This window comes from Streptomyces sp. NPDC006544 (assembly GCF_040611715.1).
GTDB lineage: Bacteria > Actinomycetota > Actinomycetes > Streptomycetales > Streptomycetaceae > Streptomyces.
The window spans coordinates 46,064-64,853 of sequence record NZ_JBEXOV010000009.1 but is presented as its reverse complement, the minus strand read 5'-3'; the positions used below and the strand labels follow the sequence as shown (position 1 = coordinate 64,853).

The window sequence follows — 18,790 nt, the reverse complement described above, 5'->3', positions numbered from 1 at the left end:
GTCCCGGCACCTCCATGTCTCACCCAGTCGGTGACCGACACGCGATGCCGCGACATGATCCTAAACACCCCTTACGGGCGGAGTCCAGTGCGTAAGGGTGGCCCGGTCGGCCTCACGAGCCCGCGCCCGGACTCCCGTAGACGGCCTTCACGTTGTCCTGCGCCGGATGCGTGCGCCCGGCCGGGCCGGCCGCGAAGACGCGCAGCAGGTTCTCCGTCACCTTGGTGGTCAGGGCGCCCGAGCGCGCGTCCAGCCCGTGATGGGCTCCGCTGCTGCCGTCGCCCGTCGCGTCGAGGGCCTCCACCCAGCGCATGGTTCCGGTGGCGAAGACGCCCGCGCCGCTCGGCACGGTGTAGTACGCCGTGTCCTGGTGGCTGGGGCGGCCGTCGCAGACCACGGGGGAGTGGGCCAGGATCTCGAGCGGGCGAGGGGTCGGGAATCCGGTGTCGACCTTGTCGTATTCCACGCCGACGAGGTGCGCGAAGCGGTCGCCCGCCTTCGCCGCGGTGCCTTCGAAGAGCCAGTGGCCCGGGTTGGTCACGACGTACGGGGCGTCCACCGGGTATCCGTCGTAGATCACGCCGAGCAGGGAACTTTCGGGGTCCGCGGCGGGCGGCGAGCGGAAGTCGACCGTGGCCGGGTGACCGCGTTTGAAGGCGGGGTCCTGGTCGTAGGAGGACTTGTAGCAGACCAGGGTGCGGTCCGGTCCGAGGTCGGAGGCCTCCAGCCGGATCCGGCGGTAGCAGCAGTTCGCCCCGAGGATCGCGATGTTGGTGCCGGCGTCCCGGGCGGCCGTGAAGTGGGCGCGCTGCTCCGGCGACCAGTATTCGTCGTGCCCGAGCGAAAGCACCGCCGACGCGCCCTCGAGCAGCCGCTTCTCACGGGCCACGTCGGTGGTGGTGGCGTATGCGAGGGGTATGCCGAGCCGCTCGGCGAGCGCGAGCAGCGGAGCCTCGTAGACGAGGAACAGGCCGGCGCCGTCGTCGTACTCGTAGGGCCGGTCGAAGGTCACGGCCAGCGAGCGCGAGGCGTACCCGCCGCTGGGGCCGTCGTAGCTGCCGTAGCCGCCCCACCGGTTGTACGCCTGCCAGGTGGCCACCGCGTTGACGACGACCGTACGTCCCGTCGTGGCGGCGGACCGCACCGTGACGGGGACGAAGCGCTGGCCCTCGCCGCCCTGCGCGTCGAGCCGCAGCAGGTAGCAGCCCTCGGGCCAGTCCTTGGTCTCGACGGTGGCGCTACGGGTCCACCGGGTGCGGACCATGCGCGTCGCCGCGTCCACGGTGTGGTCGGGCTGGCGTACCCCGGGCAGTGCTTCGGAACGCCAGACCAGGCGGGCGCGGGCGCCGCCGTACCAGCCCATGCGGTAGGCGGAGACGGTGAACCGGGGCGCGGTGGTGGAGACGTGCAGGCCGAAGGACTCGCCGGGCAGGACGCTGGCCTTGTCGGCGAACCCCTCGATGGCCCGCGCCGGCCCGGCCTTGGCCACGTGCCAGTCGGCATGTCCCGGCCGGGCGTTCTCGGCCTTGACGTCGAAGCCGCGCGGCCCGTCCTGCTCCGGCGAGCCGGACGGCTTCGGGCTCTGGCCCGGACCCGCCCCGTCCGCCTTTCCGGTGTCCCCGTCGGCGCAGCCGGCCACGGCAGCCAGCCCCGCGGCGGTGGCCGCCGCCCCCGTCGCCAGGGCGAGGAACCGCCTCCTGCCCGCGCCTTCGCCGTCCCCGGTAATGTGCTCCTGATCCATGGAGTGCACGTTATGTCACCCCATGGCCTGTGCATCTACCGCCCTGCCCCCGCGCCGGGCCCGGGGGTCACGCCGGCCGCACCACCACCTCCTGGGAGGCTCCGGCCAGGGAGCTCAGATCGCCGAACCCGAGCTGGAGCCGTGACCCCGTGGACTCCGAGACCACGCTCGCCGCCCGGGACAGCACGTGTGTGACGGGTCTGTTCCACGTCACGGTCAGCGAGGTCAGCGTCCGCGTCGGGTCCGCGACGCAGAGCACCGCCGTTCCGTCGCCCCGCTCGCGCACCGTCACCGAACAGGGCGCGCCCGCCTGCAGCGTGCCGACCGTCCCGGCCTGCCAGAAGTTGACCCCGGTGAAGCCGAGGGAGCCGACCGCGACACCCTGGGCGGTCGTGCCGTTGGCGAGCACCGTGAGCCATGCCGGCGCCGCGGCCCGGGCCGAGGTCTGGGCCGCCGTGGCTCCCGGCATCATCTGGTAGACGTAACTCCCGCCGGCCGGATCCGTCCCGTGGTCGTACCAGACGGTCAGATAGCGCCGGGTCAGGGCCGTGGTGGAAGCGCTCCGGTTGATGTCGCTCCAGCTGCCGCTGCGGGCCTCCCGCAGTGCCCTGAACGTCCCCGGGCCCGACATCACATACCCGCCGAAGCCCGCCAGATGGGCCCAGCCGGGGCCGGGGAAGGACGCGCTCCAGCCCAGCGTGCCCGGCTGGAGCGTGCCGCCGACGGTCAGCGCGTGGGTGCCGGCCACCCCCAGATTCCGGTTGTCGATGACCGAGTCGACGGCCGCGCCGTCCGTGGCACCGATCCCGGCGCCCAGGCAGACCACGGTGTCGTCGAGGAAGAACCACGACTTGCGCGCCGTGAGCGTGCTCCCCAGCCCCTTGAGGTGCTGGCCCACCGAGGCGAACTCCCCGTCGGTCGTGCCGCCCACCCACGTCGCATCCGGCCGTGAGGCCCCCCAGTCGCCGCCCGCGCCGTCGGCGAGCACCTTGCGCGAGACGGTGGTCCCGGGCAGCCGGTACGGATCGACCGTGGGCCAGAAGGCGTCCGAGTACTGGCCGTTGCCGGAGGCGGAACCCCACCAGCAGAGCATGCCGCTCCCGGTGTGCCAGCCGCGCAGGTTCTCGCCGTTGCCCGTCTCGTAGTGGGTGATCCGCTTCGATGCCATGGACAGCGAGGCCGCCCAGCCCGGCCGCCGGTGCACGGCACGGTCCATCGACGGGAACAACCGGTGAGCTACCGGCTCGGCCTCGGCCGCGACCGAGGCGTCCGCCGCGACCGCGGCGAGCCGGGCCAGCGCGGACAGGGGCTGCGTGGTGTCGGCCAGCGGGGGGCTGTAGTAGTCCCGAGCGGCCCAGCCCTTCACCAGCCCTCGCCAGCGGATCCGTTCGGCGCTGCTCGCGCCCTCGGAGAGCAGCAGGATCGCGGCGAGTACGGAGTGCCCGCGGGTGTGGTCGTCCAGCTGCACCCGCAGGGGATCGGCCACTTGGACGCCCCGGCTCGGGGCCCGGCCCGACACCGCGTCCATCACCAGTCCGTTGAACAGGAACGGTGCCCACGCGTGCTCGACGGCGTCGAGGACGATCCGGGAGCCCGGATCGGTCACCTCCCAGGCCGTCCCCTTCAACAGGCCGAACAGCATGCCCAGGCCACCCAGCATGACCGACCCGTACGAGCCGGTGTAGGCGACGTAGGTGTGCTGGATGAAGGAGCCGTCACGGTAGAGCCCGTCACCGGCCGTGACGAACGGGAAGACCGGCGAGAGGGCGTCCCTGGCCAGGGCGATCTTCGCGTCGTCCCCGCCGACCACCCCGCGCAGGGCCAGCACCCGGCAGAGGTCCACCCGGTTCGCTCCGGTGCTGGTCCCCGTGTAGGAGGCGACGGCGGAGTCCGGCACGAAGTGGTCCACGGCGGCGCAGTAGTCGGCGAGCCGGGCGGCCGGCAACTCGCCGTACAGGAGGACACAGATGTCGAGCAGGGCCTGCGGAGCGCCGATCTGCCAGCACCACCAGTTTCCGTACCGCACCCGGGAGGCGTTGTAGACCTGGGCGTGCATGTGGTCCAGCCCTGACAGCAGGGCCGTACGCAGCCCGGCGTCACCGGTGAGCCCGGTACCGGGCCGGACGTACGCCTCCGCCATCCCTCTGAGCCGGTAGTAGCTCTGGGCCATCCACTCGGGATCCGTGGTGAAGACCTGGTCGGGCCAGAGCGAACCGGCGGCCGGAGCCATCGAGGACCGCCACTGGCCGGCCTGTGCGCCGAGCTTCGCCAGCCGGGTCCGGAACGGCGCCGCGGTGGCGGAGAACGCGGTCCCCAGGACGAGGCCCCGCCACACCGTGCGCATGGCGTCGTGTACCGGGGTGACCGTCCCGGCGATCGCCTGGAAGGCCGGTGTGCCGATGAGAACCACACCCCCGCCCACCGCCGTGAGAAAGGCGCGGCGGCTCCACACATCTGTCATCGCAGTCTCCTTCGACCGAAACGCTTCCGGTTCCCCTCGGCCCCCGTGCCTCTCCACCGCCCCGTGCTTCCCCGCGCCCGCCCTCGGGCACCGCTCTGCTGCCGCGTCCCCCCTCAAGCGACGTGCTCGCGGTAGCGGTCGATCACCTCCCCCAGCACCTCTTCGCCGTCCCGGGCCCAGAGCCCCGGATGGAAGATCTCCACTTCCACCGGACCCCGGTACCCGGCGGCATCGGTCAGTTCCCGGAAGGCCCGCAGGTCGATCGACCCGTCACCCAGCTGTCCCCGGCCGAGCACTACGCCCTCGGGCAGCGGCGTCACCCAGTCGGCGACCTGGACGGACACGATCCGCCCCGCCCGGCCCGCCCGCCGTACGTCGGAGGGCAGCCGCTCGTCCCACCACAGGTGGTACGAGTCGACGACGACCCCCACCTGTGACGCCGGGAACAGCTCGGCGATGTCCAGGGCCTGACCGAGGGTGGAGACCACACAGCGGTCCGCCGCGTACATCGGGTGCAGGGGCTCGATCCCCAGACGCACCCCGTGCGCCGCGGCGTACGGGGCCAGCTCGCCCAGGATGTCGGCGATGCGCAGCCGGGCCCCCGGAAGATCCCGGTCCCCGTCCGGCAGACCGCCCGAGACCAGGACCAGCGCCCCGGCCCCCAGCTCGGCGGCTTCCTCCACGGCCCGGCGGTTGTCCTCCAGGGCGGCCGTGCGTCCCGCCGGGTCCGCGGCGGTGAAGAAGCCACCTCGGCACAGCGAGCTGACCCGCAGACCGGCCCCGGCCACCAGCTTGGCGCTCTCCCGCACCCCGAACCGCCGCACCGGATCGCGCCACAGCCCGACCGCGCCGACTCCGGCCGCCGTGCACCCGGCGACCAGCTCGGGCAGCGACCACTGACGGATCGTCTCCTGGTTCAGGCTGAACCGGTCCGGCGCCGGAGCCCGGCTCACGACGTCACCCCGTGCAGGGCGAGCAACTGGCGCATCCGGGCCTCGGCGCGCTCCGGATCGGGGAACAAGCCGAGGTCGTCGGCCAGTTCGTAGGCGGTTGCCAGATGGGGGAGCGACCGGGCCGAGTGCAGGCCGCCCACCATCGTGAAGTGCCCCTGGTGGCCCGCCAGCCAGGCCAGCAGGACGACGCCCGTCTTGTAGAACCGGGTGGGCGGTGCGAACAGGTGCCGTGAGAGTGCAACGGTGGGATCCAGGACTTCCCGGAACCCCGCGCGGTCGTCCCGGTCGAGGGCGATCGCGGCCCGCGCCGCGATCGGGGCGATCGGATCGAAGATCCCCAGGAGGGCGTCGCTGGACAGCCCGCCGTCCCCGGCGATCAGCTCCGGATAGTGGAAGTCGTCGCCCGTGTAGCAGCGCACGCCCGCCGGCAGCCGGCGCCGGATGTCCACCTCACGCTCCGCGTCGAGCAACGAGACCTTGACTCCGTCGACCTTCTCCGGACACTCGGAGACGATCTTCAGGAAGACGTCCGTGGCCTCGTCCGGGTCCTCGTGCCCCCAGTACCCCTCCAGGGCGGGGTCGAACATCGGGCCCAGCCAGTGGAGCACCACCGGCCGCGCGCTCTGACGCAGCAGGGCGCCGTAGACCTCGAGGTAGTCCTCCGGGCCGCGCGCCGTCGCCGCCAGGGCGCGCGAGGCCATCAGCACGGCCCCCGACCCGCAGGCCTCGACGTGCGCCAGCTGCTCCTCGTACGCCGCGGTGACGGCGGCCAGGGAATGGACCGTGTCCGGAGCCAGCTGGTCGCTGCCCGCGCCGCTGACGATCCGGCCGCCCACCGACCGGGCCTCGGCGGCCGACCGGCGGATCAGCTCCGCGGCGGCCGGCCAGTCCAGGCCCATCCCGCGCTGCGCCGTGTCCATGGCCTCGGCGACCCCGAGGCCCTGGGCCCACAGCCGGCGCCGGAAGGCCAGTGTGGTCTCCCAGTCGATCACCGGTCCCGCGTCGGCGGAGGCGGCGAGCGGATCGGCGACCACGTGCGCGGCGGCATAGAAGACGCGGCTGCGGGCGGGACCGCGGCCCAGTGGCGCCAGCGGAGCGGTGACCGGGGTGTGGAGACGGAACCCGCCCTCTGCCGACGGAAGCCGGATGCTCACAGCGCCACCTCCGGTACCGCGAGCCGGCGGCCCTGCGCGCTGGAGCGCAGCCCGAGGTCGGCCAGCTGCACCCCGCGGGCCCCCGCCAGCAGGTCCCACTGCCAGGGCTCGTCCAGGACGACATGGCGCAGGAACAGCTCCCACTGGGCCTTGAATCCGTTGTCGGCGGGGCTGTTGTCCGGAACCTCCTGCCACTGGTCGCGGAACCGCTCGGTCAGGGGCAGGTCGGGATTCCACACCGGTTTCGGCGTCGCCGTGCGGTGCTGGATCCGGCATCCGCGCAGCCCGGCGACCGCCGAGCCGTGCGTCCCGTCGACCTGGAACTCCACCAGCTCGTCGCGGTGGACCCGGACCGCCCAGGAGGAGTTGATCTGAGCGACCGCGCCGCCCTCCAGTTCGAAGATCCCGTACGCCGCGTCGTCGGCGGTGGCCTCGTAGGGCTTGCCCTCCTCGTCCCAGCGGCGGCCGATGTGGGTGCGCGTCAGCGCCTGCACGCTGCGGACCCGGCCGAACAGCTCGTGGAGCAGGTAGTCCCAGTGCGGGAACATGTCGGCGACGATGCCGCCGCCGTCCTGCCTCCGGTAGTTCCACGAGGGCCGCTGGGCGGGCTGCCAGTCGCCTTCGAACACCCAGTAGCCGAACTCCCCGCGCACGGAGAGGATCTCGCCGAAGAAGCCGCCGTCGACAAGTCTCTTGAGCTTCAGCAGGCCCGGCAGGAACAGCTTGTCCTGCACCACTCCGTGTTTGATCCCGGCCGCCGCGGCCAGCCGGGCCAGCTCCAGCGAGGACGCGAAGGTCAGGGCGGTCGGCTTCTCGCAGTAGACGTGCTTGCCGGCCGCCACGGCCTGCCGGACGGCCGCCTCGCGGGCGCTGGTGACCTGCGCGTCGAAGTAGATCTCGATCTCGGGATCGGCCAGCACGGCGGTCAGGTCCGTGCTGACGTGCTCCAGCCCGTGCCGCTCGGCGATGGCCCGCAGGGCCGCCTCACGGCGCCCGACCAGCACCGGCTCCGGCCACAGCACGGAGCCGTCGCCGAGATCGAGCCCTCCTTGCTCGCGCAGCGCGAGCAGGGAGCGGACCAGGTGCTGGCGGTATCCCATCCGCCCGGTGACGCCGTTCATGGCGATCTTCATCGTCCTGCGCTTCACGGTGCCCCCTCCTTCACTTCGTGTGCGGTCGGTCGGTGCCGGGGCGTGCTCCTACGCCGTCCCCGTCGTGAGAGACACAATAGAAAGCGCTTTCACTCCCTTCAGGCTAGGCCCGCACAACACGGCGGTACAAGAATCTTACGGGTGATAGAAAGCGCTTGCACGATCGGGGAAGATGGAGCTCCACGCACCGGATGAGACGATGACCCGGGACGGACGGGAAGAGACCGGGAGGAGGGGTTCAGATGGCGGTGACACTCGCCGAAGTCGCGGCACAAGCGGGCGTTTCGCCCGCGACGGTCTCGCGCGTACTCAACGGCGGATACCCGGTGGCGGGCGCCACCAGGACACGGGTGGAGCAGGCGGTCGAGGACCTCGGCTACATCGCCAACGGCCCTGCGCGGGCCCTTGCCGCCGCCACCTCGGACCTCGTCGGAGTCCTCGTCCACGACGTCGCCGACAGCTTCTTCGGCATCCTCGCCGGTTCCTTCCAGCGCGCCCTGGCACCCGGCGGCCGGGGCGATGCCCGCCGTCTGTCCGTCGTCTGCAACACCGAGGGGGATCCGGCCGCCGAGCTCGCCTACCTGGCCCTCCTGGAGGGCCAGCGGGCCGGCGGGGTGGTCCTGACCGGCGGCGCCGTCGAGGAACCCGAGCACACCCGCGCACTCGCAGCCCGCCTGGCGCGGATGGCCGCGACGGGCGCGCCGGTGGTCCTGTGCGGGCGGCCCCCGCTGCCCCTGCCCGCCGGGCTTCCCGTCGCCACCGTCATGTTCGACGACCGCGGCGGCGCCTTCCGGCTGACCGAGCACCTGCTGACCCTCGGCCACCACCGCATCGCCTACGTCGCCGGTCCGCCCGGACTGAGCACCACGCGTGAGCGGCTCGCAGGCCACCGGGACGCCCTGCGCGACCACGATCCCCAACTGCCCGGGCGCTGCGCGGACCTCACCGTGCACGCCGGATTCGAGCGCTCCGCCGGTTATGACGCCACCCGCGAACTGCTCCGCCGCGGCTCCCCCTTCACCGCCGTCGCCGCGGCCAACGACACCGTCGCCACCGGCGTGGCCGCCGCCCTGCGCGAAACGGGCCTGCGGATACCCGAGGACGTCTCCGTCGCGGGCTTCGACGACCTGCCCGTCTGCCTGGACACCGCACCCGCCCTCACCACCGTCCGGCTGCCGCTGCGCGAAGCGGGCTCGCTCGCGGCCCAACTGGTCACCGGCCGCAGAGCGCTGCCCCCCGGCGGCATCACCACGCTGCCCGCCGAGCTGATGGTGCGCGCCTCCACCGCCGCGCCGCCCGCCGCCACCCGAGGGAGACGTCCTTGAGGTACGCCTTCTCCACGCTCGGCCTGCCCGGCACCCCCCTCAAGCGGAGCGTCGCCCTCGCCGCCGCCCACGGGTACGACGGCCTCGAGCTGCGCGCCCACCCCGAGGAGCCCCTGAACCCCGAAAGCTCCGCGGCCGACCGCGCGGCGGGCCTGCGGACGCTGACCGCCGAGCGCGTCACCGTCCTCGGGATCGCGGGGTACGCCAAGGTGGCCGCGCCCGGGCCCGACGCAGTGGTCCTCGCCGAGATCCACGCGCTGGTCCGGCTCGCCGCCGACCTGGAGGCCCCCTACGTGCGGGTCTTCCCCGGGGGCGGCGCACAGCCCGCCGCGGATGCCGACGACCGAGCCGTCCGCAGGCTGCGGGCCGCGGCCCCCCTCGCGGAGCGGCACGGGGTGCGGATCCTCCTCGAGACCCACGACTCGCACCGCACTGCGGCCGCGGCCGCCCGGGTGCTGGACCGGGTCGCGCATCGGGCCACGGGAGTGCTGTGGGACGTACTGCACACCTGGCTCGGGGGCGAGTCGCCCGCCGAGTCGAGCCGGGCCCTGGCCACGCACCTGGGGTACGTACAGGTCAAGGACGTGGCGTCCGCGCAGGATCCGACCCCGGTCGGACTCGGCGGGGGAGCGCTGCCGCTCGCCGAGGCGGTGGCCCTCGTTCCACGGGACGGCTGGCTCTGCTGGGAGTACGAGAAGCGCTGGTATCCCGGCGCCGCGGAACTGCCCGGGCAGCTCGCGCGGGGCCGGGAGTACCTGGAGGGGCTGGTGGCCGGCGGGTCCGCGGAGGCCGTCAGGCCGAGTAGGTGAGCCGGCCCGGGTCGACGGGGTGGCGGAAGCCGAGGCCCAGGGCGTAGCGCTCCAGCTCCTCGACGGCCGTCGCCGCGAGCCGGTCCAGCTCCCCGCCCAGCGACCCCGCCACGTGGGGGGTCAGGAGCACGTTCGGCAGGTTGTAGAGAGGGGAGACGGCGGGCAGCACCTCCGGCTCGGTGTGGTCGAGTACGGCGTGGAGCCGCCCCGAGACCAGTTCCTCGGTGAGCGCGGCGGTGTCGACGAGCGAGCCGCGCGCGGTGTTCACGAGGGTGGCTCCGTCCGGCATCAGGGCCAGCCGCGAGGCGTTCATCAGGAGATGGGTCTGCGGTAGCGCGGGAGCGTGCAGGCTCACCACGTCGCTGTGGCCGAGCAGTTCGTCGAGCGGGACGGCCTCCGCGCCCAGGGCCGCGAGCTCGGCCGGATCGGCGTACGGATCGTGCACGAGGACCCGGAGGTCGAAGGGGCGCAGCAGGTCCAGTACGCGGCGTCCGATGAGGGAGGCGCCGACCAGTCCGACCGTGCGCCGGTAGTTGCCGACCGCCGGGTAGCGGCGGAACAGGTCGATGGGACCGCGGGCCGCCCGGTAGGCGTGCGCGGACTCCAGCACGCGCTTGTTGGCGAAGAGGATGGCGGCGAGCGTGTACTCGGCCACCGGCAGGGCGTTCGCGGCGGCGGCGCTGGAGACGAGCAGGCCGCGCTCCCAACAGGCCTGGGTGACATGGTGCTTGATGCTGCCGGCGGCGTGCACGACGGCCCGCAGCCGCGGCATCCGGTCCAGTGCCTCCGCCTCCAGTGGAGGGCAGCCCCAACCGGTGAACAACACCTCGGCCGCCGCGAGCCGACGCGCGGACGAGTCCTCGGCGAAGGCGGAAGCGAAGTCCGTGACGAGCAGGTCGGGGTCCACGTCGGCGACCCTGACCAGTTCCGGCAGTGTCTGGCCGGTGAGGACGGAGGCCCGGGTGCCGGAACTCATAGCGAGCACGGTGACGGGCCGGAACGGCGGCGCGGGGGATGGCGAGCCGGCCGGGACGGAGGCCGGGCCGGCCGAGGGGGCTGGGTGGGTCACTTGGCGGCTCCTGCGGTGAGATCCGACGTCGTCCCGGGCGGCCTCGAAGGTGAACAGGGAGATGGTCACAAACCCCGGCCGCCGCATCGGGAAACGACACGGGTGCGAGGGCGCGGCGGTTCACTCGCCCCGTCCGGACGGGGCGGAGGGCGGCGGGCCCGGTGCCCTCCGCCCCGAGGAGACGGACCCGTAGCCGTTCGTGCGAGGTCCCCCTTCGCACCGCCCACCATGGCGTCAAAAGAGCGAACGCGCAAGACGATCGAAACAGTCAATTCACTGTCGTGGCCCCTTGGCGCCTCGGGTGCCTTCGCCGCCCGGCGCCTGCCCGCTGCGCCCGCGTCCTACGGGCGGACGGTCAGCCGGGGCAACAGCTCCAGGTGCTCCCGCGGACCCTCTTCACTGGTCAATCGGTCCAGCAGCAGCTCCGCGGCCCGCGCCCCCACCTCGCGTTTGGCCGGCGCCACCGCCGACAGCGGTACGTCGGCCAGCCCGGCCACCTCGTCGTCGTAGGTCATCACCGCCAGGTCCTCCGGCACCCGCACCCCCAGCGCCTGGAGCCGCGGGATGAGCATGATCGCATCCGTATCACTGTGGATCAGCGCGGCGCTCACCCCGCCCTCCGTGACCGCCGCGCACAGGTACTCCAGCGCACGAGCGAACACCTCCGCCTCCGTGAGCGGCCCCGGCCCGGCCGCCGGCCAGGCCGGGGCCGGTTCCAGCCCCAGCGCGGCCGCGGCCGTCCCGAACCCGGCCCGCAGCCGTGCGGAGGTCGGAGTCTCACGGCTGACCAGCGCGATCCGCCGGTGCCCGAGCCTCACCAGGTGCTGCACCGCCCGCGCCGCGCCGTGCGCGTGGTCCGAGGCCACCCGGTCCAGCGACGCGGCCGGATGCCCCGGCGGCGCCCACCGCTCCACCAGGACCGTCGGCACCGGCAGTTCCGCCGTCCACGCACCCTCCCCGGGTCCGGGCGACCCGGTGGCCCAGTTGGGGGTCAGCAGCAGTCCGTCCGCTCCCGTGGACAGCAGCCGGTCCACCTGCGTCCGGTCCTCGCCGGGCAGATAGCGCGTCAGCCCTACGGTGAGCCGTGCGCCCCCCGCCTCGACCACCTCGCGGGCGCCGCGCACGACGTCGGCGTAGTAGTACTCGGTGGTCGGCACCACCATCCCGACCACCAGCCCGGTGCCGCCGGGGGCCGCGCCCCCGGCGCGGTGCGCGCCGCCCTCGCCGCCCGCGCGGCCCGGTCCGGACCGACGTCGCAGACCGCCCGCGCCGCCTCCTCCGGCTGCTCCGCCCGGGACGGTGCGGCCCGGTTCCACCCGGCTGATCACCCCGTGCATCCGCCGGATCTCGCCGCGCGCCGCCATCGCCTCGACGTCCCGCCGAAGGGTCACGGGCGAGACGCCGAACTCCCCCGCGAGGTCCGCCACGCGCACACTGCCCCGCACCTGGACGATCTCGAGCACCCGGGCCTGACGCTGGTCTACATGTGGTCTCACGGGATTCCCTGCGGTCGGCGGACGCGGTCCGTCCATCATAAGGAGCCGGATCGATCGAATCGGTCGAATCGATCAGTCGGTCGTTGACGCCATGGGCGGCGCGTTCATATATCCGGCCACGTCCCGCACCTCACGGCAGCATCACGGCCTCTCCCGGGAGCCAGCGCATGCTCACGCACGACCAGGAGGCTCCCGGTGCGCAGACCGCCCCCACCGCATCGTCTCGGGGGCCCTGCACTACTTCCGGGTCCATCCCGACCTGTGGAAGGACCGCCTCACCCGGCTGCGCGCCCTGGGGGTCAACACCGTGGACACCTACGTCCCCTGGAACGGCCCCGGGCAAGGCCGACCTCACCGGTCAACCTCTACATGGCCCACGGCGGCACCCACTTCGGATTCCGGGCCGGTGCCAACCACTGCGGCTCCCGCCCCGGCGACCCCGGTTACCAGCGGACCGTGACCAGCTACGACTACGACGCCCCCATCGGGGAGGCCGGCGAACTGACCGCGAAGTTCCGCGCGTTCCGCGAGGTCATCGGCAAGTACGTGCCGCTGCCCGAGGGCCCGCTGCCCGAACAGCCGCCCCGGACGGCTCGCGCCCGGGCCGTCCCCGCGTGATCCGCTCCGATCCTCGCGCACCTCGACCTCCTCGCGGGCGCACCCGTCCTGCGCCCGGCGCCCGAGTCCGTGGAGAAGCTCGGCCAGGACCACGGCCTGATCCATTACCGCGCCTAAAGGCTCCCGGCACCGGGCCGGCCACGACGCGCCCGACCCCGGCCGCCCCGCGGTCGTCGACATCGACTGCTGACCGGCAGCCGGCAGCCAGCAGTCGGCAATCGGCAATCGGCAATCGGTACGGGCGGCCGCCCAGGATTGTCCACAGGCACCGACCGGCCCGAACCGCACCGCCTAGACTGGCGACTTGGTCGATCATGTTCCGGACGAGTGTGGAGGACGAAACGCATGCGCTATCTCCCCCTGGGCAGTTCAGGTCTTCAAGTGTCCGCGATCGGGCTGGGCTGCAACAACTTCGGCGGTCGCCTCGACGCCGGCGCCACGCGCTCCGTGGTCGACGCCGCGCTCGACGCGGGCATCACCTTGCTCGACACCGCCGACATCTACGGCGGGGGTGGCGGCTCCGAGACCCACCTCGGCGAAGCCCTCAAGGGCCGCCGCGACCAGGTCGTCCTCGCCAGCAAGTTCGGCTTCGCCGGCGTCGACATGGGATACGGACCGGCGGCCGGATCCCGGGGCGGCCGCGCGTACGTCCGCCGCGCCGTGGAAGCGTCGCTGCGCCGCCTGCAGACCGACCACATCGATCTCTACCAGCTGCACAGCCCCGACCCGTCCGTTCCCGTGGCCGAGACGCTCGCCGCGCTCACCGAGCTCGTCGCCGAGGGGAAGATCCGCTACCTCGGCCACTCGAACTTCAGCGGCTGGCAGCTCGCCGAAGCGGCCCACACCGCCCGCGAAACCGGCGCCGCCCCCTTCGTGTCCGCCCAGAACGAATGGTCGCTGCTCGAGCGGTCGGCGGAGCGCGAGCTGGTCCCGGCCGCCCTCCACTACGGCGTCGGCGTGCTGCCGTACTTCCCGCTCGCCAACGGACTGTTGACCGGCAAGATCCGCCGCGGCGCCCCCGTCCCCGCGGGCTCCCGCCTCGAGGGCCGCGACAGCTACCTCACCGACGAGCGCCTCGACCTCGTGGAAGCGCTGGCCGCGCTCGCCGAGAAGCACGGCCGCACCGTCCTGGAACTCGCCATCGGCTGGCTCTCGGCCCAGCCAGGCTGTGCCTCGGTCATCGCGGGCGCCACCTCCGCCGAACAGGTCCGCGCCAACGCGGCCGTGGCCGACCGCCCGCTCGACGCCACGCTGCTGGCCGAGGTCGACGCCGTCGCGGCGGCCGCCGCGTGACGGACGTCCTGCGCTGCGCGGTCATCGACGACTTCCAGTCGGCGGCCGCGACCGCCGCCGACTGGTCCCCGGTGGCCGACCGCGTGGAAGTGGTCGGCTTCACGGACCACCTCGTCGACGAGGACGCGCTGGCAGCCCGGCTCGCCGACTTCGACATCGTCGTCACCCTGCGCGAGCGCGTACCGTTCCCCGCCACCCTGCTGGAGCGGCTGCCGCGGCTCACCCTGCTCGTCGCCTCCGGCATGCGCAACTCGGTCATCGACTACGAGGCAGCCGCCCGCGCGGGCGTCACCGTCTGCGGCACCGGCAGCGCGAGCACCCCGCCCGTGGAGCACACCTGGGCCCTGCTCCTGGGGCTCGCCCGCAACCTGGTCCTGGAGAGTACGGGGCTCCGGGAGGGTGGCCCCTGGCAGCAGACCCTCGGCGCCGACCTCCACGGGCGGCGCCTCGGACTGCTCGGCCTCGGCAAGATCGGCAGCCAGGTCGCCCGGATCGGCCTCGCCTTCGGGATGGAGGTGGCCGCCTGGAGCCAGAACCTCACCCGGGAACGCTGCGAAGACGTGGGCGCGATCCTCGCCGGCTCGAAGGAGGAGCTCCTCGCGAGCAGCGATTTCGTCTCCGTCCACCTCGCCCTGGGTGAGCGCACCCGTGGCCTGGTCGGAGCCCCCGAACTGGCACTCATGCGCCCGACGGCGTACCTCGTGAACACCTCCCGCGCGGCCGTCGTCGACCAGGAGGCCCTGCTTGACGCGGTGCGCGCGGGCCGGATCGCGGGCACCGGGCTCGACGTCTTCGACATCGAACCGCTGCCCGCCGACCACCCGGTGCGCACGACCCCGGGGGTGCTGGCGACCCCGCACCTGGGCTATGTGACACGGGACAACTACGCCACGTACTACGGGGACGCGGTCGAGGACATTCGGGCGTTCCTGGACGGCGTCCCCTTGCGCGTCCTGCCCCAAGGGGGCTGAGGGGGTCAGGACACGATGTCCTTGCGCGCGAACCCGCGGAACGCGAGCGCGAAGAGCACCAGGGCGTAGGAGAACGAGACCGCCGCGCCCTTGATCATCCCGCCCCATTCCAGCTGCGGCTGCAAGGCATCGGCCCACGCGAACTGCCAGTGTGCCGGGAGGAACTCGCGCCACGACCCCAGCGCCGTCACCGCGTCCAGCACATTGCCGACGATCGTCAGTCCGACCGCCCCGCCCACCGCGCCCAGCGGCGCGTCCGTCCGCGTCGACAGCCAGAACGCCAGCCCGGCCGTGACCAGCTGAGACACGAAGACGAAGGCGACGGCGAGAGCGAGCCGGCCCACCGTGTCCCCGGCCGCGAGGGCGCCGCCCGTCGGGAGCTTCAGCGGACCCCAGCCGTACGCCGCCGTGCCCGCCGCCAGCGCCACCACCGGCAGCAGCACCATCGCCGCCAGGCTGAACCCGAGCGCCACCACCAGCTTGCTCCACAGCAGCCGCGCCCTCGGCACGGGCGAGGCCAGGAGGTAGCGCAGCGAGGACCAGCTGGCCTCGGACGCCACGGTGTCCCCGCAGAACAGGGCCACCGGCACCACCAGCAGGAACCCGGCCGACACGAACAGGCAGGTGGCCGCGAAGTTCGCGCCCGAGGCCGTCGCCGTGTCGATCAGGGTGATCCGGCCGTTGCCGCCGCCGCGGCTGCCCGGGCCGCCGCCCACCGCGAAGGCGATCATCAGGACGAACGGGAGCGCGGCGAGGATCCCGCCCATCACCAGCGTCCGCCGCCGGCGCCACTGCCGCAGCGCTTCCACACGCAGCGGCAGTGTCCGGTTCGCCCGGTAGCCGTGGGCGACCTCGGCCGGGCCGCTGCCCCGGTCCACATCCGTCACGGCGCTCATGCCGCTCCTCCGATCAGGGTGAGGAAAGCGTCCTCCAGCCGGCGGTGCGGCCCCACTCCCGACACCGGCACCTCCAGCCGTACGAGTTCGGCGACCAGTTCCGCGGCGTGTGCGCCGTCGAGCCGTACGAGCAGCCCGTCGTCGCCGCTGACCACGGATTCCACTCCCTCCAGCGCGGCGATCTTCCCGAGCGTCGCCTCGTCCACCGGTGCGGCCACCGTCACCAGCAGGACGTTCCCGCCTCCGGTGATCTCGGCGACCTCGCCCGCCTGCACGAGGCGGCCGCGGTCCATGACCACCAGGTGCGTACAGGACTGCTCCACCTCCGACAACAGGTGGCTGGAGACGATGACCGTGCGCCCGGCCGCCGCGTACCGGATCATCACGTCGCGCATCTCGCGGATCTGCGGCGGGTCCAGGCCGTTCGTCGGCTCGTCGAGGATCAGCAGGTCCGGCATGCCGAGCATGGCCTGCGCGATCGCGAGGCGCTGGCGCATGCCCTGCGAGTACGTGCGCACCGCGCGCTCCAGGGCGTCACCCAGCCCGGCGATCGCCAGGGCCTCCTCCATGTGGGAGTCCTCGGCGGGGCGCCCGGTGGCCTGCCAGTACAGCTCCAGGTTGGCCCGCCCGGTCAGGTGCGGAAGGAATCCGGCTCCTTCCACGAACGCGCCGACCCGCGACAGCACGGGGGAACCGGCCCGGACCGGGTGCCCGAACACCCGGATCTCCCCGGCGTCCGGGGTGATCAGACCCATCAGCATCCGCAGGGTCGTGGTCTTGCCCGCGCCGTTGGGCCCGAGCAGGCCGAGCACCTGACCCCGTTCCACGCGGAAGGACAGGTCCCGTACGGCATAGCGGTCCTGCGCCTTGGCGTAGCGCTTGGTCAGCCCGGTGATCTCCAGCGGTACGTCGTCCGGCGCGGGCTCGGGCCGCGGCGCGCCCGCCCGCATCCCGCCCCGCCCCCGGCCGGTCCTGCGGAGGCCCACCAGCCCCGCGGCCAGGAGCGCCGCGGCGAGCGGCATCCCCCACGTCCAGGCCGGCAGCCCGGACGACGCCGTCCGCACGCCGTCGGCGACGGGCACGGCTAGCGGGCCCGCCGCCGACACGGTGTACGCCGCCGGCGCCGCCGGGGACGCGTAACCGAGGTCGGTGGCGGCGACGACGAGCCGGAGCCGGTGCCCGGCATCGACCGCGTGGTCGATCGCGGGCAGCCGCAGCTCGACGGTCCGGTCCTGCTGGGCGTTCTCCACGCGCACCGGCGCCACGAGCTGACTGGGCAGCACCTGCTGGCGTCCGTCGGGGCCGACGTCGTAGACCTTCCCGAAGAGGACGGCGGAACCGTCCGCGGCCGTCGACCTCACTTTCAGGGTGACGGCCGGGCTGCCCGTGATCCGCATCCCCTCGGCCAGCGGCTCCGAATCGAAGCGGGCGTTCTGCCCGGGGAAGTCCAGCGAGACCCCGCCTCCGAGGGCGGCCAGCTGCCCGCCGATGCCCGGCAGCGCGGAGAGCGCGGGCGGGGCACCACCGGCCGGGTTGGCGAAGGTCTGCTCCCGGCCGGACAGGGCGAATTCCCGGGGCCCGGACAGCAGCCCGGGGTACGTGGAGCCGCTCGCTCCGCGCAGTTTGACCTCGCCGTCGGTGGAGTCGATGCCGCCGGACCGTGAGACGCGGAAGGCGGGACCGGTGTCCACGGCGGTGTCGTCCTTGAGGTAGCGGTCGAACCAGGCCTTCACCCGGTCCTCGACGCGGCCCGCCTCGCGCATCCCGCCGTCGTGGCCGCCGGCCGCCCAGTCCACGGAGACGGGTGCTCCGTTGGCGGCGATGGCCCTGGCCATGGCGTCGGCCTGGTCCAGCGGGAAGAGCGAGTCGTCCTGGCCCTGCACGATCAGGGTCGGCACCTTGATCGCCGAGCCGACCGCGGAAGGGCTGCGCCGTTCCAGCAGTTCGCGGGCCTCCGGGTCGGGCTTGCCGGCCACCGCGACCCGCTCGTACATGGCGCACAGCTCGGGCTGGAACCGCCCGCAGCCGGGTGCGGACGCGGCGGTAGGACGCGCTGCCTGGGCGCCGGCGGCGCCCGGCTGGAGCCCGCCCGCGGAACCTGTGGTGAAGAAGAGGCCCGCCCACAGCTTCTTGAAGACGCCGTCGGGGAAGAGGGAGTCGGCGAGGTTCCAGTACGTGATCGAGGGGGCGATGGCGTCCACGCGCGGATCGTGACCGGCCGCGAGCAGGGAGACGGCACCGCCGTACGAGCCGCCCGCGATGCCGACGCGCGGATCGCCCGCCGCGTCGAGCCGGATCCCGGGGCGGGCCGCGAGCCAGTCGATCAGCCGGGAGACGTCCTTGACCTCGTGGTCGGGGTCGTTCAGCCCGATCTTGCCGCCGGAGCGGCCGAAGCCGCGCGCCGACCAGGTCAGCACCGCGTACCCGTCGCGGGCGAGGCGCTCCGCCTGCGGCCGTACGTCGTCCTTGCTGCCGCCGAAACCGTGCGCGAGGAGGACGGCGGGACGTTTCGCCGCGCCGTCCGATTCCTGGCCGCCGCCGGTTCCGGAGGTGAAGTACGAGATGTCGATGCCGGCGCCGGGCATGTCCAGGACGCGGTCCTCGCGGTGCACGGCCGGAGCGTCGCCGGCCGCGGAGGTGGCCGTCAGCGTGCCCGCGCCCGCGACGACGGCGAGCGCGGCCGCGCCCGCGAGCAGGCGGCTTCGGCGGCGCCGGGGCAGTCGGAGCTTCATGGGGAAACCCTAATCGCCAGGCTCGTGCCGCCGGCGCTCCCGCAGGGTGAACTGCCGACCTTCTCAAGGACTACGCCGTCCGCCCCGCGTACCGCGCCTGCGGTACGCGGGGCGGCCCGGC

General features: G+C 73.5%; 14 protein-coding genes and 1 pseudogene. 6 read left to right on the top strand and 9 right to left on the bottom strand.

Annotation, left to right across the window (positions count from 1 at the left end):
- Positions 1–112 precede the first annotated feature (112 nt).
- The 5 genes from ABZY44_RS06900 to ABZY44_RS06880 form a co-directional block, all read right to left on the bottom strand.
- On the bottom strand, positions 113–1,741 hold the full coding sequence (locus ABZY44_RS06900) for a N,N-dimethylformamidase beta subunit family domain-containing protein (RefSeq protein ID WP_356650690.1): 1,629 nt from the start codon (positions 1,739–1,741) through the stop codon (positions 113–115).
- A 67-nt stretch (positions 1,742–1,808) separates the two neighbouring features.
- Positions 1,809–4,202 carry a polysaccharide lyase 8 family protein gene (locus ABZY44_RS06895; protein ID WP_356650688.1) on the bottom strand — a complete coding sequence of 798 codons (2,394 nt, stop codon included), beginning with the start codon at positions 4,200–4,202 and terminating at the stop codon, positions 1,809–1,811.
- Positions 4,203–4,315: 113 nt separating this feature from the next.
- Positions 4,316–5,155 carry a sugar phosphate isomerase/epimerase family protein gene (locus ABZY44_RS06890; protein ID WP_356650686.1) on the bottom strand — a complete coding sequence of 280 codons (840 nt, stop codon included), beginning with the start codon at positions 5,153–5,155 and terminating at the stop codon, positions 4,316–4,318.
- Positions 5,152–6,309 carry a dihydrodipicolinate synthase family protein gene (locus tag ABZY44_RS06885; RefSeq protein WP_356650684.1) on the bottom strand — a complete coding sequence of 386 codons (1,158 nt, stop codon included), beginning with the start codon at positions 6,307–6,309 and terminating at the stop codon, positions 5,152–5,154. The genes ABZY44_RS06890 and ABZY44_RS06885 overlap by 4 nt, the downstream gene beginning before the upstream one ends.
- Complete coding sequence (locus ABZY44_RS06880) at positions 6,306–7,457, bottom strand: Gfo/Idh/MocA family oxidoreductase (protein WP_356650682.1); 1,152 nt, start codon at positions 7,455–7,457, stop codon at positions 6,306–6,308. Before ABZY44_RS06880 ends, ABZY44_RS06885 begins: the two co-directional genes overlap by 4 nt.
- Positions 7,458–7,702: 245 nt before the next feature.
- Between ABZY44_RS06880 and ABZY44_RS06875 the strand changes: the two genes are divergently transcribed.
- Together ABZY44_RS06875 and ABZY44_RS06870 are read left to right on the top strand one after the other, a co-directional pair.
- Positions 7,703–8,785, top strand: a complete 1,083-nt coding sequence (locus ABZY44_RS06875) for a LacI family DNA-binding transcriptional regulator (protein ID WP_356650680.1) — start codon at positions 7,703–7,705, stop codon at positions 8,783–8,785.
- On the top strand, positions 8,782–9,594 hold the full coding sequence (locus ABZY44_RS06870; protein WP_356650678.1) for a sugar phosphate isomerase/epimerase family protein: 813 nt from the start codon (positions 8,782–8,784) through the stop codon (positions 9,592–9,594). The genes ABZY44_RS06875 and ABZY44_RS06870 overlap by 4 nt, the downstream gene beginning before the upstream one ends.
- Here ABZY44_RS06870 and ABZY44_RS06865 read toward each other — a convergent pair.
- The gene (locus tag ABZY44_RS06865) at positions 9,578–10,570 is read right to left on the bottom strand and encodes a hydroxyacid dehydrogenase (protein WP_356650676.1); all 993 of its coding nucleotides are present in this window, start codon (positions 10,568–10,570) and stop codon (positions 9,578–9,580) included. The two genes, ABZY44_RS06870 and ABZY44_RS06865, sit on opposite strands and share 17 nt — an antisense overlap.
- Before the next feature lie 434 nt (positions 10,571–11,004).
- The gene (locus ABZY44_RS06860; RefSeq protein ID WP_356650674.1) at positions 11,005–12,159 is read right to left on the bottom strand and encodes a substrate-binding domain-containing protein; all 1,155 of its coding nucleotides are present in this window, start codon (positions 12,157–12,159) and stop codon (positions 11,005–11,007) included.
- Positions 12,160–12,250: 91 nt separating this feature from the next.
- On the opposite strand from ABZY44_RS06860, the pseudogene ABZY44_RS06855 reads away from it, so the two are divergent.
- The 4 genes and pseudogenes from ABZY44_RS06855 to ABZY44_RS06840 form a co-directional block, all read left to right on the top strand.
- A pseudogene (locus tag ABZY44_RS06855) lies at positions 12,251–12,481 on the top strand (beta-galactosidase); the annotation flags it as partial.
- Positions 12,421–12,777: a beta-galactosidase gene (locus tag ABZY44_RS06850; protein WP_356650672.1), complete on the top strand. Its 357-nt coding sequence runs from the start codon at positions 12,421–12,423 to the stop codon at positions 12,775–12,777. The pseudogene ABZY44_RS06855 and the gene ABZY44_RS06850, both read left to right, overlap by 61 nt.
- A 345-nt stretch (positions 12,778–13,122) precedes the next feature.
- Positions 13,123–14,070, top strand: coding sequence for an aldo/keto reductase (locus ABZY44_RS06845; protein ID WP_356650670.1), 948 nt, complete (start codon positions 13,123–13,125; stop codon positions 14,068–14,070).
- Entirely contained in the window at positions 14,067–15,041 is a 975-nt protein-coding gene (locus ABZY44_RS06840; protein ID WP_356650668.1) for a D-2-hydroxyacid dehydrogenase family protein, read from the top strand. Before ABZY44_RS06845 ends, ABZY44_RS06840 begins: the two co-directional genes overlap by 4 nt.
- A gap of 5 nt (positions 15,042–15,046) precedes the next feature.
- Here ABZY44_RS06840 and ABZY44_RS06835 read toward each other — a convergent pair whose 3' ends face one another.
- Positions 15,047–15,937, bottom strand: a complete 891-nt coding sequence (locus ABZY44_RS06835; RefSeq protein ID WP_356650666.1) for an ABC transporter permease — start codon at positions 15,935–15,937, stop codon at positions 15,047–15,049.
- Complete coding sequence (locus ABZY44_RS06830; RefSeq protein ID WP_356650664.1) at positions 15,934–18,669, bottom strand: alpha/beta fold hydrolase; 2,736 nt, start codon at positions 18,667–18,669, stop codon at positions 15,934–15,936. The genes ABZY44_RS06835 and ABZY44_RS06830 overlap by 4 nt, the downstream gene beginning before the upstream one ends.
- Positions 18,670–18,790 lie beyond the last annotated feature (121 nt).

Bases quoted from the DNA above. Each gene is read 5' to 3' on its own strand.
- ABZY44_RS06900 (WP_356650690.1), bottom strand. From the start codon at position 1,741: ATGGATCAGGAGCACATTACCGGGGACGGCGAAGGCGCGGGCAGGAGG.
- ABZY44_RS06895 (WP_356650688.1), bottom strand. From the start codon at position 4,202: ATGACAGATGTGTGGAGCCGCCGCGCCTTTCTCACGGCGGTGGGCGGG.
- ABZY44_RS06875 (WP_356650680.1), top strand. From the start codon at position 7,703: ATGGCGGTGACACTCGCCGAAGTCGCGGCACAAGCGGGCGTTTCGCCC.
- ABZY44_RS06865 (WP_356650676.1), bottom strand. From the start codon at position 10,570: ATGAGTTCCGGCACCCGGGCCTCCGTCCTCACCGGCCAGACACTGCCG.
- ABZY44_RS06845 (WP_356650670.1), top strand. From the start codon at position 13,123: ATGCGCTATCTCCCCCTGGGCAGTTCAGGTCTTCAAGTGTCCGCGATC.
- ABZY44_RS06835 (WP_356650666.1), bottom strand. From the start codon at position 15,937: ATGAGCGCCGTGACGGATGTGGACCGGGGCAGCGGCCCGGCCGAGGTC.
- ABZY44_RS06830 (WP_356650664.1), bottom strand. From the start codon at position 18,669: ATGAAGCTCCGACTGCCCCGGCGCCGCCGAAGCCGCCTGCTCGCGGGC.